This window comes from Aeromicrobium sp. (assembly GCF_025965075.1).
Lineage (GTDB): Bacteria > Actinomycetota > Actinomycetes > Propionibacteriales > Nocardioidaceae > Aeromicrobium.
The window spans coordinates 1-15,309 of record NZ_JAOPXQ010000234.1 but is presented as its reverse complement, the minus strand read 5'-3'; the positions used below and the strand labels follow the sequence as shown (position 1 = coordinate 15,309).

Annotated in this window: 19 protein-coding genes; 2 read left to right on the top strand and 17 right to left on the bottom strand. The window is 70.3% G+C overall.

All coding sequences use genetic code 11. The features are described 5' to 3' along the window. Positions 1 to 596, bottom strand: a 596-nt coding sequence (gene rpsB / locus JWQ91_RS14110; RefSeq protein WP_297785391.1) for a 30S ribosomal protein S2, incomplete at its 3' end; no start/stop codon positions are given. A gap of 309 nt (positions 597 to 905) precedes the next feature. On the opposite strand from rpsB, the gene JWQ91_RS14105 reads away from it, so the two are divergent. Continuing rightward, complete coding sequence (locus JWQ91_RS14105) at positions 906 to 1,790, top strand: peptidoglycan DD-metalloendopeptidase family protein (protein WP_297785388.1); 885 nt, start codon at positions 906 to 908, stop codon at positions 1,788 to 1,790. A 9-nt stretch (positions 1,791 to 1,799) separates the two neighbouring features. Here JWQ91_RS14105 and JWQ91_RS14100 read toward each other — a convergent pair whose 3' ends face one another. The 15 genes from JWQ91_RS14100 to JWQ91_RS14030 form a co-directional block, all read right to left on the bottom strand. After that, complete coding sequence (locus tag JWQ91_RS14100; RefSeq protein WP_297785385.1) at positions 1,800 to 2,735, bottom strand: tyrosine recombinase XerC; 936 nt, start codon at positions 2,733 to 2,735, stop codon at positions 1,800 to 1,802. 52 nt (positions 2,736 to 2,787) lie between these two features. Further along, a complete protein-coding gene (locus JWQ91_RS14095) occupies positions 2,788 to 3,927 on the bottom strand; it encodes a DNA-processing protein DprA (RefSeq protein WP_297785382.1) in 1,140 nt (379 codons plus the stop codon). Beyond that, the gene (locus tag JWQ91_RS14090) at positions 3,924 to 5,504 is read right to left on the bottom strand and encodes a YifB family Mg chelatase-like AAA ATPase (protein ID WP_297785380.1); all 1,581 of its coding nucleotides are present in this window, start codon (positions 5,502 to 5,504) and stop codon (positions 3,924 to 3,926) included. The genes JWQ91_RS14095 and JWQ91_RS14090 overlap by 4 nt, the downstream gene beginning before the upstream one ends. Position 5,505: 1 nt before the next feature. Then, positions 5,506 to 5,868 carry a YraN family protein gene (locus JWQ91_RS14085; RefSeq protein WP_297785376.1) on the bottom strand — a complete coding sequence of 121 codons (363 nt, stop codon included), beginning with the start codon at positions 5,866 to 5,868 and terminating at the stop codon, positions 5,506 to 5,508. A 94-nt stretch (positions 5,869 to 5,962) separates the two neighbouring features. Next, on the bottom strand, positions 5,963 to 6,274 hold the full coding sequence (locus JWQ91_RS14080; RefSeq protein WP_297785373.1) for a DUF2469 domain-containing protein: 312 nt from the start codon (positions 6,272 to 6,274) through the stop codon (positions 5,963 to 5,965). Next, a complete protein-coding gene (locus JWQ91_RS14075; RefSeq protein ID WP_297785369.1) occupies positions 6,264 to 6,917 on the bottom strand; it encodes a ribonuclease HII in 654 nt (217 codons plus the stop codon). The genes JWQ91_RS14080 and JWQ91_RS14075 overlap by 11 nt, the downstream gene beginning before the upstream one ends. Positions 6,918 to 6,930: 13 nt before the next feature. Beyond that, positions 6,931 to 7,593, bottom strand: coding sequence for a signal peptidase I (lepB, locus tag JWQ91_RS14070; RefSeq protein ID WP_297785366.1), 663 nt, complete (start codon positions 7,591 to 7,593; stop codon positions 6,931 to 6,933). Positions 7,594 to 7,660: 67 nt separating this feature from the next. After that, positions 7,661 to 8,335, bottom strand: coding sequence for a signal peptidase I (gene lepB, locus JWQ91_RS14065; RefSeq protein ID WP_297785363.1), 675 nt, complete (start codon positions 8,333 to 8,335; stop codon positions 7,661 to 7,663). Between the two features lie 16 nt (positions 8,336 to 8,351). Next, on the bottom strand, positions 8,352 to 8,702 hold the full coding sequence (gene rplS, locus JWQ91_RS14060; RefSeq protein ID WP_297785360.1) for a 50S ribosomal protein L19: 351 nt from the start codon (positions 8,700 to 8,702) through the stop codon (positions 8,352 to 8,354). Positions 8,703 to 8,944: 242 nt separating this feature from the next. Next, positions 8,945 to 10,213, bottom strand: coding sequence for an ammonium transporter (locus tag JWQ91_RS14055; protein ID WP_297785357.1), 1,269 nt, complete (start codon positions 10,211 to 10,213; stop codon positions 8,945 to 8,947). Positions 10,214 to 10,396: 183 nt separating this feature from the next. Continuing rightward, positions 10,397 to 11,077 carry a tRNA (guanosine(37)-N1)-methyltransferase TrmD gene (gene trmD, locus JWQ91_RS14050; RefSeq protein ID WP_297785354.1) on the bottom strand — a complete coding sequence of 227 codons (681 nt, stop codon included), beginning with the start codon at positions 11,075 to 11,077 and terminating at the stop codon, positions 10,397 to 10,399. Positions 11,078 to 11,088: 11 nt separating this feature from the next. Then, positions 11,089 to 11,622, bottom strand: a complete 534-nt coding sequence (gene rimM, locus JWQ91_RS14045; RefSeq protein WP_297785350.1) for a ribosome maturation factor RimM — start codon at positions 11,620 to 11,622, stop codon at positions 11,089 to 11,091. Between the two features lie 3 nt (positions 11,623 to 11,625). Continuing rightward, a complete protein-coding gene (locus tag JWQ91_RS14040) occupies positions 11,626 to 11,877 on the bottom strand; it encodes an RNA-binding protein (protein ID WP_297785347.1) in 252 nt (83 codons plus the stop codon). A gap of 2 nt (positions 11,878 to 11,879) precedes the next feature. After that, positions 11,880 to 12,356: a 30S ribosomal protein S16 gene (rpsP, locus tag JWQ91_RS14035; RefSeq protein WP_297785344.1), complete on the bottom strand. Its 477-nt coding sequence runs from the start codon at positions 12,354 to 12,356 to the stop codon at positions 11,880 to 11,882. A gap of 184 nt (positions 12,357 to 12,540) precedes the next feature. Then, positions 12,541 to 13,419, bottom strand: a complete 879-nt coding sequence (locus JWQ91_RS14030) for a sterol desaturase family protein (protein WP_297785341.1) — start codon at positions 13,417 to 13,419, stop codon at positions 12,541 to 12,543. Positions 13,420 to 13,466: 47 nt separating this feature from the next. Between JWQ91_RS14030 and JWQ91_RS14025 the strand changes: the two genes are divergently transcribed. Beyond that, positions 13,467 to 13,823, top strand: a complete 357-nt coding sequence (locus JWQ91_RS14025) for an ArsC/Spx/MgsR family protein (RefSeq protein ID WP_297785338.1) — start codon at positions 13,467 to 13,469, stop codon at positions 13,821 to 13,823. Between the two features lies 1 nt (position 13,824). Here the strand turns inward: JWQ91_RS14025 and JWQ91_RS14020 are convergent. Then, the coding region (locus tag JWQ91_RS14020) for an ABC transporter ATP-binding protein (protein WP_297785335.1) at positions 13,825 to 15,309 on the bottom strand (1,485 nt) is incomplete at its 5' end.

Here is a 15,309-nt window from a genome sequence, read left to right as displayed (position 1 = left end):
TTGTAGTCGACCTCGTCGGGGTCGCAGTTCGTGTCGAGGATCGCGACCACCGGGATGTTCAGCTTGCGAGCCTCGCCGACGGCGATGTGCTCCTTCTTGGTGTCCACGATCCAGACCGCGCTCGGGACCCGCGTCATGTCGCGGAGGCCACCGAGGGTGCGGGCGAGCTTGTCCTTCTCGCGGCGGAGGACGAGCGCCTCCTTCTTGGTGAGGACGTTCTCGCCACCGGTCTGCTCGATGACCTCGAGCTCCTTGAGGCGCTGCAGCCGCTTGTAGACGGTCTGGAAGTTGGTGAGCATGCCACCCAGCCAGCGCTGGTTCACGTACGGCATGCCGACGCGGGTCGCCTGCTCGGCAACGGCCTCCTGCGCCTGCTTCTTCGTACCGACGAAGAGGATGGTGCCGCCGTGGGCGACCGTCTCGCGGACGAACTCGTACGCCTTGTCGATGTACGTCAGCGTCTGCTGAAGGTCGATGATGTAGATGCCATTGCGCTCGGTGAAGATGAAGCGCTTCATCTTCGGGTTCCACCGGCGGGTCTGGTGCCCGAAGTGAACGCCGCTCTCGAGCAGCTGGCGCATGGTGACGACGGCCATGGTCGTATCTCCTTGTGGCACACGGGTGCCGATCCTGGTTGACTCACCGCCGGTTGACGGTGACCTGGCGCCTGTCGGTGCGACCCACTCCGCGGAGACACTCCGGGAGACCAGGACCGCATTCCGTATTCAGCTCTCGCGTCATACGGCAAACAGGCGCGCGAATTTCACTTCGAAGAAGTGAGTGGCCCCAGTCTAGGGCACCGCACCGTCCGGAACGAAATCCACAGCCCCGGCCCCTCCGCCACCCTGTCCCCAGCCGCGGACGACCCTGCTGCGCCGGCTCCCGCGGGTGACTTGGCTGACCCCATGCGCCACCACCTCCTCGCCCTGTGCCTGCTGATCTGCCTCGTGCCCACCACGGCCGCGGCGACCTCCCCGGAGGCGTGGTCGTGGCCGCTGGACGATCACCGTCTCGGCGAGCGGTTCGCCCCGCCGGCCAGCGACTATGGGCCCGGTCATCGCGGCATCGACATCGCGGCCGGCGTCGGGGACGTGGTCCGGGCCGTCGCGCCCGGACGGGTCACGTTCGCGGGTCGGGTCGGTGGTGTCCCGGTCGTCACGGTCGACCACGGGACGGAGCGATCGACGTACCAGCCCGTGCGCGCCCGGGTCCGGGTCGGTGACGCCGTGGGAGCCCGCGAGGTCATCGGGACGCTCCTCGGGAGCCCGAGCCACTGCGCCGGGGCCTGCCTGCATCTCGGGCGGCGGGCCGGGGAGGACTACCTCGATCCCCTGGACCTGCTGGGCGGCGGACGGTTCCGCCTGATCGATCCCTCCGGCCCTCCCCCGGCACCACCGGTCGGGGTCGTCGGTTCCCTGCGTCGACCGGTGGGCGGCGTCATCACCTCGCCGTACGGGATGCGAGTGCACCCCGTGACGGGTGTCCGCAAGCTCCACGACGGCACCGACTTCGGCGTGCCGTGCGGGACGCCGGTCCACGCCGCGGCCGCCGGCACCGTCACGGCGACGGGCTACAGCGGGGCGTACGGCAAGCGAGTCGTCGTCCGGCACCGGCCGGGGCTGGTCACGACCTACAACCACCTGTCGTCGTCCTCGGTGTCCCCCGGCGAGCGGGTGCGGCCGGGCGACGTCGTCGGACGGTCCGGCACGACCGGGCTGTCGACCGGGTGCCACCTGCACTTCATGGTCGTGGTGGACGGCCACCCCGTGAATCCGCAGGCCTCCCTCTAGGCCCTGTCCCTAGGCGCGCGGGTGGGCCAGCTTGTACGCGCTGCGGAGGCGCTCGTTGCTGACGTGCGTGTAGATCTGGGTCGTGCCCAGGGAGGCGTGACCCAGGATCTCCTGGACGCTGCGCAGGTCGGCGCCGCCCTCGAGCAGGTGGGTCGCGGCGGTGTGGCGGAGGCCGTGCGGCCCGAGGTCCGGTGCGCCCTCGACGGCGGCGAGCCGCTCGTGCACGATCCGACGCACCGCGCGCTGGTCGATCCGCCCGCCGCGGGCGCCGAGGAACACCGCGGCGCCGCTCGCCTCGACCGCCATCGCGGGGCGGCCCCGCTCGAGCCACAGCTCGAGCGCGTCCGAGGCCGGCAGGCCGTAGGGCACCGAGCGCTCCTTGCGGCCCTTGCCGAACACCCGGATGACGTGTCGGCCGCGGTCCAGGTCGTCGACATCCAGGCCGACGAGCTCGCCGACCCGGATGCCGGTCGCATAGAGGAGCTCGAGGATGGCCAGGTCCCGCAGGCCCCGCGCTCCATCGTCGACGAGCGCATCGACCGTGGCGTCGAGCAGGGCCCTGACCTCGACCTCGCTGAGCGCGACCGGGAGCTCGCGGTGCGCCCTGGGGCTGGCGAGCAGTGCGCCGGCGTCGGCCGGCGACCGTCCGGTGCGGGCCAGCCAGAGCGTGAAGACGCGTGCCGAGGTCGCCCGGCGGGCCAGCGTCGTGCGCGCCTTGCCGGTCGTCTTGAGATTGGCGAGCCAGCTGCGCAGCGTCCGCAGGGACAGCTCGGTCGGGTCGAGGACGCCCAGCCGGGTCGCGTGGGTCGCAAGGCTCTCGAGATCCGTCAGGTAGGCGCGCACCGAGTGGACCGAGAGGTCCCTCTCGGCCCGGAGGTGCTGCTCGTAGTCGGCCAGCACCGCGGCCCACGGCCCGGGCAGCGTCTCGTCGGTCTCGGCGGTCACCTGTCCCAGTGTGCTGCCGGCACCGGTCGTGGCCCGGTCGGCGCGCCGACCGTCAGCTCACGTCGGCACGTCGGCTCAGGCGCCAGCCGTCACCGCGGCGGGCCGCGAAACCTCGCCGCTCCAGCAGGTCGAGCGCGCTGCGAACCTCGCGGGCGCTCAACCGGGCCCGCGTCGCGAGGTCGGTCAGCGACCTCTCCCGGTCCCAGCCCAGCCCGTCGAGCGTCGCCCGGGCGGCCGGAGGCAACCGGTCGAACTCCGTCGACGGCAGCGTCACGGACTCGGACGGGCCGACACCCAGCCCGGACAGCTCGCCGACGACCTCTTTGCCGCTGGTGACCAGCACGGCCCGCCCACCGCGGACGGCCTCGTGGGTGCCGCCGGACTGCCGGGAGGTCACCGGCCCCGGCACCGCCATCGTCGTGCGGCCGAGCTGATCGGCCCAGTTGAGCGTGTTGAGCGAGCCGCTCCGGACAGCGGCCTCGACCACCACGGTGCCGAGGGTCAGCCCGGCGATGATCCGGTTGCGGGACAGGAACCGGCCCTTCATGGGGCGCTCCCCCGGCGCCTGCTCACTGACGACGAGCCCGTTCTCGGCGATCCGGTCCAGCAGCGTGGAGTGTGCCCGCGGATAGTCCACGTCGGCGCCGCAGGCCAGCACCGCCACGGTCGGCCGCGCCATCGACAGTGCTCCCCGGTGGGCGCAGCCGTCGATCCCGAACGCCGCACCACTCACGACGGTCCAGCCGCCGTCGGCCAGGTCCGCGCCGATCTCCGAGGCGCACTCGGCGCCGTACGTCGTGCACTCCCGCGCGCCCACGACCGCCGCCGACTGCCGGCACAGCTCGGCGAGATCGCCGACGCCCCGCACCCACAGACCGAGCGGAGCGCCGGTCACACCGTTGAGGGGCGCGACGTGGTCGAGGTCGTCGAGCGCGGTCGGCCAGCCCGCCCCACCGGGGCAGATCCACCGCAGCCCGGCACCCGTCGCCCGCACGGTCACGAGCTCGAGACGCCGGTCGAGGTCGGCGGCCCGCTCCGACCACGCCGCCGGCACCGGCCGGTCGTCCAGGGGGCGGCGGTCGCGGACGGACTGGAGGATCCGGCGGGGCTCGTGCACCAGCAGCAGGTCCCGGAGCCGGGCGTCCCCCGGCTCCACGACGAGGCTCAGTGCGAGCCGGTCCTGGCGGCTCACGAGGCCTGCACCAGGTCGCGGAGCGCCCCACCCAGGGCCGTGCCTCGTCGCAGCGAGAGCGCCGCCTCGACGTCGTCGCCGCGCGGCACGTCGTGCCCGCTGAGGTCCGCGACGGTCCACGACAGCCGGAGGATCCGGTCCGCCGAGCGGGGGTTGAGCTTGTTGGTCCGCAGCTCGCTGTCGATCAGGACCCGGCCCGAGTCCTGCACGGGCCAGTGCTTGCGCAGCTCGACGCCGGGCACCTCGCTGTTGAGCCGCCACGGGGTGTCGGCCAGCCGGCGGCCCTGCCGGTCGCGTGCCGACAGGACGTCGGCCGCCAGCTCGGCCGTCCTCCGGGCACCCGTCACGGCGGACACCAGCTCGGGACGCGAGAGCGGCGACAGCGACCGGTGGATGTCGATGCGGTCACGGATCGGACCGGACAGCCGGTCGGCGTAGCGCCGCTTCATCAGCGGCGTGCAGCGGCACTGGTCGGACACCGCCGAGCTCAGCCCGCACGGGCACGGATTGGCGGCGAGGACGAGCTGGAAACGGGCCGGGTAGGCGGCCGTCATGGCGGCCCGGGACACCACGACGTGCCCGCTCTCGAGCGGCTGGCGCAGCGCCTCGAGGACGTTGGACGCGAACTCCGGCGCCTCGTCGAGGAACAGGACGCCATGGTGCGCCAGCGACAGCGCGCCGGGGCGGATGACCTTGCTGCCGCCACCGACGATCGACACCGCGCTGGCGGTGTGGTGCGGGTCGAGGAACGGCGGCCGGCGCAGGAGGGGCGCGTCGCTCGGCAGGACCCCGGCGATCGAGTGGACCGCGCTGACGGCCAGCGACTGCTCGCGGGTCAGGTCGGGCAGGAGCCCGGGCAGGCGCTGGGCCAGCATCGTCTTGCCGATCCCCGGGGGCCCGGTCATCAGCAGGTGGTGCCCGCCCGCGGCCGCGACCAGCAGCGCCATGCGTGAGTCCTCCTGCCCGGCGATGTCGGCCAGGTCGAGATGCGCGAGCCGCTCCGCCGACGTCCACGACATCGACGGCGCGTCGTCCAGCGGCGGGACCGGCGGGTCGTCCGGCTCCTCGGTGCCGGTCAGCAACGCAACGGCATGCCGCAGCGAGCGCACCCCGACCACCCCGATCCCGCCGACGAGCTCGGCCTCGGGGACGTTGACCTCCGGCACGAACACCCGGTCGAAGCCCGCCTCCGCCGCGGCGAGGGTCGCGGGCAGGACCCCGCGGATCGCCCGGAGCCGCCCGTCGAGCGCGAGCTCACCGAGGAACACCACCCCGGCCAGCCGCTCGGCCGGGACCAGGTTCTTGGCGGCGAACACGGCGAGCGCGATCGCGAGGTCGTAGTGCGAGCCGGACTTGGGCAGCGTCGACGGGGCCAGGTTGATCGTGACGCGTTGATCGGGCCACGTCGTGCCGGAGTTGGAGACCGCCGACCGGCAGCGGTCGCGGGCCTCGTTGACCATCGTGTCGACCAGCCCGACCAGCACGGTCGCGGGCAGCCCGCCGGAGATGTCGACCTCGACCTCGATGGGCCGGCCGGCCAGCCCGTCGAGGGTCACCGAGTGCGTCGCCGCCGCCACGTCACGCCACCCCGGAGATGCGCTCGACGACCGGTGCGCCCTTGGTCGGGACGACGACCGAGACGACGTCGATGCGCACGCTGGGTGGTGACACGTCGTGCACCTCGAGCCAGTGCATCGCCAGGCGGCGCAGCCGGGCCGCCTTCTGGCCCGTGACGGCCTCGAACGGTCCCCCGTGCTCGGTGGACGTGCGGGTCTTGACCTCGCAGATCACGAGGGTCGAGCCGTCGCGGGCCACGATGTCGATCTCGCCGAACCGGCAGGTCCAGTTGCGGGCGAGCACGACCATGCCGAGCGATCGCAGGTGCTCGACCGCGATCCTCTCGCCGTAGTCGCCGACGGTCTTGTTGCGTGCGTAGGTCATGCTCCCAGCGTCGTGTCGGGAGGCGGCCGCCGTCAGCCGTCGGCGGACGACCTGTGGACGACCAGGACGACGACCCGCGGCTGTGGACGACGGGTCAGTCGGTGCCGGGGACCTTGAAGTCCGAGTCCTGCAGCTCCTCGACGTTGACGTCCTTGAACGTCAGCACCTTGACGTTCTTGGCGAAGCGCGCCGGGCGGTAGATGTCCCACACCCACGCATCGCTCATCGACACCTCGAAGTAGGCGTCGCCCGTCTCGGAGCGGACCTTCACGTCGACCGCGTTGCACAGGTAGAAGCGCCGGTCGGTCTCCACGACGTACTTGAAGATCGTGACGACGTCGCGGTACTCGCGATAGAGCGCGAGCTCCATCTCCGACTCGTACCGCTCGAGATCCTCAGAGCTCATGCACATTCTCCATTGCTGCCTTGACGTTCACGTAGGTCTTGCGGTGCTCGTGGCACGGGCCGTGCTGTCGGAGCGCGGCCTGGTGCACCGGAGTGCTGTAGCCCTTGTGCGTGGCGAAATCGTATGCCGGAAAGTCCTCGTGCAGGCGGACCATCAGGCGATCGCGTGTCACCTTCGCGACGACCGACGCCGCCGCGATCGACGCGGCGACCCGGTCACCCTTCCACACCGCGAGCCCCGGGACACCCAGGCCGTCGACCGGGAAGCCGTCGGTGAGGACATAGCCGGGTCGCACCGTGAGCCTCGCGAGGGCGCGGCGCAGGGCCGCGATGTTGGCGTGCTGCAGCCCCATGCGGTCGCACTCCGCGGCCGGAATGATCACGACCGAGACGTCGACGGCCTTGGCCATGATCAGGTCGAAGCACGCCTCGCGGCGCTTCTCGGTCAGCAGCTTGGAGTCAGCCAGCCCGGGGATGGGGCGCTCCAGCACGACGGCGGACGCCACGAGCGGACCGGCGCACGCACCGCGGCCCGCCTCGTCGACCCCGGCCACGGGGCGCAGCCCCTGGCGCGCCAGGGCGCGCTCATAGCCGTAGAGCCCGGCGTCGCGACGGATCGTCGCCCCCTTCGCCAGCCTGGTCATGGCGCCTGTCGCCTCACTTGCCGTTGACGGCTTCGAAGGTCTTGGGCTTGTGGATGAACCCGGCACGGCCGAGCGGCCAGACCCGCACCCAGGCCTTGCCGACGACGCTGTCCTCGGACACCTGGCCCCCGCCCGGGTCGCCCTGGTGCGCCCGCGAGTCCGAGGAGTTGCCCCGGTTGTCGCCCATGACCCACAGGTAGCCCTTGCGGACCGTGACCTCGAACGTCTGGTCAGCGGTTGCCGACTCGTCGGCGACGTAGGGCTCGTCGAGCTCGACGCCATTGACCGTCAGCTTGCCGTCCGTGCAGCACTTGACCTTGTCGCCGCTGACACCGATGACCCGCTTGATCAGGTGGCCGCCGGTCGGGAACAGCCCGACCTTCTCCAGGGCGCTCTGCAGCGGGTTGGAGGCGTGGCGGGACTCCTCGGGACCGAGCCAGCCGCCCGGGTCGTCGAACACGACGATGTCGCCCCGCTCGATGTCGCCGCCCCAGTAGGACACCTTCTGGACCAGGATCTTGTCGTCCACGAGCATCGTCGGCTCCATGGACTCCGAGGGGATGTAGAACGCCTGGAGGAAGAACGTCTTGACGATGACGGCCATCACCATGGCGGTCAGCACGAGAAGGATCGACTCCTGCCAGACGGGGAGCTGTCGCTTCTTCGTGGTGGTCACCCGGCGAGCCTATCCGGAACACGCAACGTCCCGGCGCCCAGACCAGCGTGTCAGTGGCGGGTCCCGATCAGGGTGCGGGGACCTCGTCGAAGGCCGACGTGCCACGCACGAACCCGGCCCGCCCGAGCGGCCACAGACGGACCCAGGCCCGGCCGACGACGCCGGACTCCGCGATGAACCCGTGGTCGGGATCGTCGAGGTGCTGCGGCGACGCGTAGGAGTTGCCCCGGTTGTCGCCCATGACCCACAGCCGGCCGGCGGGGACCGTCACGTCGAACGGTGTTGCGGCCGTCGCGGCACGGTCCAGGACGTACGGCTCGTCGACCGGGACGCCGTTGACCTGCAGCCGGCCGGCCGCGCAGCACATGACGTGGTCGCCGCCGGTGCCGATGACCCGCTTGATCAGGTGGCCGCCGGTGGGGGCCAGACCGATCGTCGAGAGGGCGGTCTGGACGGGGCTGCCGGGCGGCGTGTCACCGGGACCCAGCCAGCCGCCGGGATCATCGAACACGACGACGTCCCCACGGTGCACGTCACCGCCCCAGTAGGAGACCTTCTGGACCAGGATCTTGTCGTCGACGAGCATCGTCGGCTCCATCGACCCGGAGGGGATGTAGAAGGCCTGGACGAGGAACGCCTTCAGCACGACCGCCATGAGGACGGCCGTGACGACCAGCAGGATCGCCTCCTGCCAGAACGGCAGCTGCCGTGCACGACGCACGCCGGTGGGCGGGTCGGGCACGGCAGCGCCGGGCGACTCAGGCGTCGCGCTTCTCCTTGATCTTGGCGGCCTTGCCGCGCAGGTTGCGCAGGTAGTACAGCTTGGCGCGACGCACGTCGCCGCGGATCGCGACCTCGATCTTGTCGATCACGGGCGTGTGCAGCGGGAACGTACGCTCCACGCCGACGCCGAAGCTGACCTTGCGGACCGTGAAGGTGCGGCCGACGCCGGAGCCCTGGACCTTGATGCAGACACCCTTGAAGACCTGGACGCGCGAGCGCGTGCCCTCGATGACCTTGACGTGCACCTCGAGGGTGTCGCCGGCCCGGAAGGACGGGATGTCGGTGCGCAGCGACTCGCTGGCCACCTGGTCGATGATGTTGGTCATGGTTCTACTCCTCGCTGGCGCCACAGGTCACCCACGGATGGGGGGATGATTCGAGAATGGAGTGGCGATGATCGACGGCTCCCCTGTGGCAGAGACATCCGGCGCCAAGGGCCAATTCTGCCACACCCGATCGCGTCGGAGCCAATCGGCTCCGCCGCTCCTCCCCCGGCACGACAACGCGCCCGCCGGGCGTACCGGCGGGCGCGTCTGGTCGTGCGGTCGAGCTCAGCTCACGGTGGAACCTAGCTGAAGGAGTAGCCCTCCTCGCCGTGGAGCACCGAGTCGATGCCCGCGGCCTCCTCGTCCTCCTTGATGCGGAAGCCGATCGTCTTGTTGATGACGGTGCCGAGGACGAACGCCACGGCGAAGGAGTACGCACCGACGGCGACCGCGGGGATCAGCTGGACGATGAACTGGTCGAGGTTGCCGCCACCGGTGAACAGGCCGGTGTCGATCGCGAAGAAGCCCAGGTACAGCGTGCCGAGGATGCCGGCGACGAGGTGGATGCCCACGACGTCGAGCGAGTCGTCGAAGCCGAGCTTGTACTTCAGCTCGATCGCCGCGGCGCAGACGCCACCGGCGAGCAGGCCCAGCACGATGGCCCACACCGGCGTCAGCGCGACGCACGCCGGGGTGATCGCGACGAGTCCGGCGACGGCACCCGAGGCGGCGCCGACCGAGGTGGCCTTGCCGCTCTTGAAGTGCTCGACGATGATCCAGCCGAGGATGCCGGCCGCGGGGCAGACGAGGGTGTTGACGAAGATCAGCGTTCCGGGGCCGACGTCGACCGCCGCACCGGTGTTGAAGCCGAACCAGCCGAACCACAGGATCGCGGCACCGATGAGCACCAGCGGGACGTTGTGGGGCTTGGCAAGCTCCCGGCTGAAGCCGACCCGCTTGCCGAGGACCAGCGCGAGCGCCAGGGCGGCCGCACCGGCGTTGATGTGGACCGCGGTGCCACCGGCGAAGTCGATCGTGCTGACGTCCAGACCCATGTCCGAGCCGAGCGTGCCGATCCAGCCGGTCATGCCGTCGGCGTCGAACGAGAAGACCCAGCCGGCGACCGGGAAGTAGACCAGCGTGGCGAAGAGGCCGGAGAACAGCATCCACGGGAAGAAGCGGGCGCGGTCGGCGATGGCACCCGAGATGAGGGCGACCGTGATGATCGCGAACGTGCCGCCGAAGGCGACCGAGGCGAGGACGACGGCCGAGTCGACAGCACCCTCACCGCCGGCGAACGCGGCCTTCGCGGCGTCGACCTGACCGAAGTCGGACAAGCCGTTGCCCACGACCCCCTTGATCCAGTCCGGGCCGCCGTCGGTCAGTGTGGCCATGTTGGCGCCGTAGAGCACCCACAGCACGCCGATCAGGCCGATGGCGCCGAAGCTCAGCATCATCATGGAGACGACGCTGCTGGCCTTGACGAGTCCTCCGTAGAAGAACGCCAGGCCTGGCGTCATGAAGAGGACGAGGGCTGCTGTGATCAGCAGCCAGATGATGTCGGGGGTCATGAAGAACCTCTCTCGGGGTCGTGTCGTTCGACCGACAGAGCGACGATGCTGCTGCGGGCGCACTGACACTGTGGCCGGGAGGGGTTTTGCCGTGACTACCTCAGCATGTCGGCGGTGTTACGTGATCCGCGATCGTGTTAAATCCGTGTCGCGGCGAGTCACGCGAAGCCTCCGGTGCCGGGCTCAGCCGAGCAGGTCGGGGCGTCGTTCGCGCGTACGCTCGAGCGCCTGCTCGCGGCGCCACACCTCGATCGCCGCGTGGTTGCCGGAGCGGAGGACGTCCGGGACGTCGAGGCCACGCCAGGTCGCGGGCTTGGTGTAGACGGGGTACTCCAGCAGCCCGTCGTCACCGTGCGACTCCTCGACCAGCGAGGCAGGGTTGCCCATGAAGCCCGGCACGAGCCGGACGATCGCCTCGATCATCGCGAGGGCCGCGACCTCTCCCCCGTTGAGGACGAAGTCGCCGAGCGAGATCTCCTCGACCCGCCAGCGCGTGCCGGCGTGGTCGATGACCCGCTGGTCGATGCCCTCGTAGCGGCCGCACGCGAAGAGCAGGTGCTGCTCGGCGCTGAGCCGCTCGGCGTCACGCTGCGTGAAGGGCCGTCCCGACGGGGTCGGGACCACGACGACGGTGTCGTCGACGGCCAAGGTGTCGAGCGCCTCGCCCCACGGCTCGGCCTTCATGACCATCCCGGCGCCACCGCCGTAGGGGGTGTCGTCGGTGCTGCGGTGCTTGTCGCGGGTGAACTCGCGCAGGTCGTGCGCCGCGATCTCCAGCAGCCCCGCGGACTGCGCCTTGCCGGCGAGCGAGAGCTGGAGCGCGTCGAGGTACGCCGGGAAGATCGAGACGACGTCGATGCGCATCAGGGTGTCCCTCAGTTGGTGTCGATGTCCGACGCGGCGTTCTCCGCCTTCGCCGGGTCCAGCAGTCCCTCGACGTCCGCGACCGTGACGAAGCCGCCGGCGACGTCCACGACCGGCACGAGCTCGGTCACGAACGGGATGAACACCTCGCGGCCGTCGATCGCGACGGCGAGGGTGTCCTGGTAGGGCAGGTGGACGAGCCCCGTGACGGTCCCGACCACGATGTCGCCGGACCGGACCTCGAGCCCGACCAGCTGGTGGTCGTAGAACTCGTCGGGATCGTCGGGGGTGTCCTGGGGGTCGACCTCGGCCTCGAGGACCGTGCCGTGCAGCAGCTCGGCCGCATTGCGGTCCGGGACCTCCTCGAACGAGACGACGAGGCGCCCGCCGTGGTGGCGGGCCTGCTTGACCGTCAACGTGCGGCCCCCACAGACGACGGACGAGCCCGGAGCGAAACGACGCTCGGGCTCGTCCGTACGGATGTCGACGTTGAGCTCACCGCGGATGCCGTGAGCACGACCGATGCGGCCGATGACGACCTGCATGGGTCAGCTCCGGCGATCGACGTCCACGAAGTCGATGCGTGCTCCGCCGCTTCCGGCGATAGCACCCGCGACCTTGCGGATGGCAGTGGCCGTACGGCCTTGACGGCCGATGACCTTGCCGAGGTCCTCGGGATTGACCCGGACCTCGAACAGCTCGCCGCCACGCGTCTGCTTGGCGCGGACGTTGACGTCGTCGGGGTTGTCGACGATGCCGGCGACGAGATGCTCGATGACCTCGATGAGCGGCGCGGCCATGATCAGGCCTTGGCGTCTTCGGCCGGCGCCTCGGTGGCGGCAGGCTCCTCAGCCTTGGCCTCCTCGACGGGGGCCTCCTCGGCCTTGGGCTCCTCGACCTTGGGCTCCGCCTTCTTGGCGGCGGCCTTCTTGGTCGTGGCGTCGGCCTTGGGCTCGCTGTGGAGGTCCTTCAGCGCGTCCTGGAAGATGTCTTCCTTGCTGCGCTTCTCCTCGGCGAACTTCATGGTGTTGTTGCCACCGATGTCGCCGGTGATCTTCAGCAGCGCGGCAACGGCCTCGGTCGGCTGTGCGCCGACTCCGAGCCAGTACTGCGCGCGCTCGCCGTCGACCGTGATGATCGACGGGTCGGCCTTCGGGTTGTACGTGCCGATCTCCTCGATGACGCGGCCGTCACGCTTGGTGCGCGAGTCGGCGACGACGATGCGGTAGAACGGGGTACGGATCTTGCCCATACGCTTCAGGCGAATCTTGACTGCCACGAGTGTGGTGTCTCCTCAGATGTGTGTACGTGATGACTTGCCGGTGCCGCATGGGGACACGGCCGACGAAATCGGTGAGCCGGACGACCCGGGGATGAGAGGGTCCCCGTGCGTACCGGACGCAAGGGCTCATTCTGCCAGAACTCCCCCGCGTGCTCCAATTCGGTCCTCCCGGGCGAGCCGGTCAGCCCCGCGGCGCCCACCCCGGGGGGCCCAGGACGTACCCGACCTTGTCGCGCCAGCGGGTCGTCCGTCGCACGTCGTGCCAGATCTTGCGGTACTCCCCGTACTGCAGCTCCCACACGTTGTAGGTCTCGACCGGGTAGGTCAGGCCATACGTCGGACGGTGCTGCTCGGCCTGGAACGAGCCGAGCATCCGGTCCCACAGGATCAGGATCCCGCCGTAGTTGCGGTCGAGGTAGATCGGGTCGGATCCGTGGTGCACCCGGTGGTGGGACGGGGTGTTGAAGACCGCCTCCCACCACCGCGGGAAGCGCTCGATCTTCTCGGTGTGCAGGTGGAACTGCCAGATCAGGTTGAGCGAGAAGACGAAGTAGATCATCCATGGCGGGACGCCCAGCAGCGGCAGCGGAAGCCAGATCAGGACCTCGAACCACTGGTTCCACTTCTGCCGCAGCGCGGTCGAGAAGTTGAAGAACAGGCTCGAGTGGTGCGCCTGGTGGCCGGCCCAGCCGATCCTGACGCGGTGGGAGAAGCGGTGGTAGGTGTACCAGAGCAGGTCGACCCCGAGGATCACGCCGACCCACGTCCACAGGCTGTCCGCCGACAGGTGCCACGGCGCCAGGTGGACGTAGATCACGGTGTAGAGCAGGAACGCCGCGGTGCGGAACGCCGCCGAGAAGCCGATCGAGGCGACGAACATCGTCAGGCTCGTCCGGGTGTCCTCCCTGAGGTAGCCCTTGACCTGCTGGGCGTCGGCCTCGGCCCGGTCGTGCTTCTCCTCGTTCCGGATCGCGGCCATCTCGATGACCATGAACAACAGGAAGAACGGGACGGCGGCGCCCGCGGGGTCCGTCAGGTTGTGCGAAAAGGCCTCCCACATCCGGACATCGTCGCACGCCCCGAGGGTCGCGCTCCTAGGATCGGACCATGTCCGACCTGACCGTCCTGCACCACACCGGCTGCTCCACGTCCCGGCACGCCGTCGACGAGATCGCGGCCGCGGGCCTCGACGCCGAGATCGTGCGCTACCTCAAGGAGCCGCTCGACCGCGCCGCCCTCCTGGAGCTGATCGGCAGGCTCGAGGACCCACCGGCCGATCTCGTCCGCAAGGACGGCTTCTTCTCGGGCCTCGGGCTCGACCCGGCCGCCTACGTGACCCCCGAGGCGGTCGCCGACCTGCTCGTCGAGCACCCCCGGCTGATGCAGCGGCCCGTGCTGGTGCGGGGCGACCGGGCCATCATCGGCCGCCCCAAGGACCGCGTCGCGGCCTTCCTCGCGGGCTGACTCAGACCGTGGGCGCAGTGAACTGCGCCGAGTACAGCCGCTCGTACGCTCCCCCGGCGGCCCGCAGCGAGTCGTGCGTGCCCTGCTCCACGATGTGGCCGTCCTCCATCACGACGATGTGGTCGGCGTCGCGGATCGTCGACAACCGGTGGGCGATGACGAACGACGTCCGCCCGGACCGCAGCTGCTCCATGGCGCCCTGCACGAGGGACTCCGTGCGGGTGTCGACCGAGCTCGTCGCCTCGTCCAGGACCAGGATCGACGGATCCGCGAGGAACGCCCGGGCGATCGTCAGCAGCTGGCGCTGCCCGGCGCTGACGTTGGTGCCCTCGTCGTCGATCACGGTGTCGTAGCCGTCAGGCAGGGTCCGCACGAAGTGGTCGACGTAGGCCGCCTCCGACGCCGCGATGACCTGCTCCTCGGTCGCCCGATGCGCGCCGTACGCGATGTTGTCCCGGATCGTGCCCTTGAACAGCCAGGTGTCCTGCAGGACGACGCCGAAGTTGTCCCGCAACGGCCCTCGGTCCATCCGGGCGATGTCGACTCCGTCGAGCGTGATGCGGCCGGACTGCACGTCGTAGAACCGCAGCACCAGATTGGTCAGCGTCGTCTTGCCGGCGCCGGTCGGCCCGACGATCGCGATCGTCTGGCCGGGCTCCGCCACGAGATCGAGGTGCTCGATCAGCGGCTCGTCGGGCGAGTAGGAGAACGAGACGTCCTCGAAGACGACCCGGCCGCGGACCGGGTCGGGGAACGGCGCGTCGGCCTCGTCGGCCCGCTCCTCGTCCTCGTCGAGCAGCGCGAAGACCCGCTCGGCAGAGGCGACGCCGGACTGCAGCAGGTTGACCATCGCCGCGAGCTGGGTCAGCGGCTGGGTGAACTGGCGGGAGTACTGGATGAACGCCTGCACGTCGCCGATGCTGAGCGACCCGGAGGCGACCCGGAGCCCGCCGACCACGGCGACCAGGACGTAGTTGATGTTGCTGACGAACATCATGACGGGCTGGATGACACCGGAGACGAACTGCGCCTTGAACGACGCGGCGAACACCGCGTCGTTGCGGGTGTCGAACTCGTGCCGCGCCTCCTGCTGGCGGCCGAAGACCTTGACGACCTCGTGGCCCGTGAAGACCTCCTCGATGTGACCGTTGAGCCGCCCCGTGCTCGCCCACTGCTTCATGAACTCCGGCTGCGACCGCTTCGTGACGGCCTTGGTGATCGCGAAGGCCAGCGGCAGCGTCAGGAGCGCCACCACCGCCAGGAGAGGCGAGATGACCAGCATCATCACGAGCGTGCCGATGACCATGAGCAGAGACGTCAGCAGCTGGCTGATGGTCTGCTGGAACGACTGCGCGATGTTGTCGATGTCGTTGGTCGTTCGCGAGAGCACCTCGCCGCGCTCGGTGCGGTCGAAGTACGACAGCGGCAGGCGGTTGATCTTGCCTTCGACGTCGTCACGCAGCTCGGCAACCGTCCGCTGGACCAC

Bases quoted from the DNA above. Each gene is read 5' to 3' on its own strand.
- JWQ91_RS14105 (WP_297785388.1), top strand. From the start codon at position 906: ATGCGCCACCACCTCCTCGCCCTGTGCCTGCTGATCTGCCTCGTGCCC.
- JWQ91_RS14085 (WP_297785376.1), bottom strand. From the start codon at position 5,868: ATGACCTACGCACGCAACAAGACCGTCGGCGACTACGGCGAGAGGATC.
- JWQ91_RS14080 (WP_297785373.1), bottom strand. From the start codon at position 6,274: ATGAGCTCTGAGGATCTCGAGCGGTACGAGTCGGAGATGGAGCTCGCG.
- JWQ91_RS14075 (WP_297785369.1), bottom strand. From the start codon at position 6,917: ATGACCAGGCTGGCGAAGGGGGCGACGATCCGTCGCGACGCCGGGCTC.
- rplS (WP_297785360.1), bottom strand. From the start codon at position 8,702: ATGACCAACATCATCGACCAGGTGGCCAGCGAGTCGCTGCGCACCGAC.
- JWQ91_RS14055 (WP_297785357.1), bottom strand. From the start codon at position 10,213: ATGACCCCCGACATCATCTGGCTGCTGATCACAGCAGCCCTCGTCCTC.
- trmD (WP_297785354.1), bottom strand. From the start codon at position 11,077: ATGCGCATCGACGTCGTCTCGATCTTCCCGGCGTACCTCGACGCGCTC.
- rimM (WP_297785350.1), bottom strand. From the start codon at position 11,622: ATGCAGGTCGTCATCGGCCGCATCGGTCGTGCTCACGGCATCCGCGGT.
- JWQ91_RS14040 (WP_297785347.1), bottom strand. From the start codon at position 11,877: ATGGCCGCGCCGCTCATCGAGGTCATCGAGCATCTCGTCGCCGGCATC.
- JWQ91_RS14030 (WP_297785341.1), bottom strand. From the start codon at position 13,419: ATGTGGGAGGCCTTTTCGCACAACCTGACGGACCCCGCGGGCGCCGCC.
- JWQ91_RS14025 (WP_297785338.1), top strand. From the start codon at position 13,467: ATGTCCGACCTGACCGTCCTGCACCACACCGGCTGCTCCACGTCCCGG.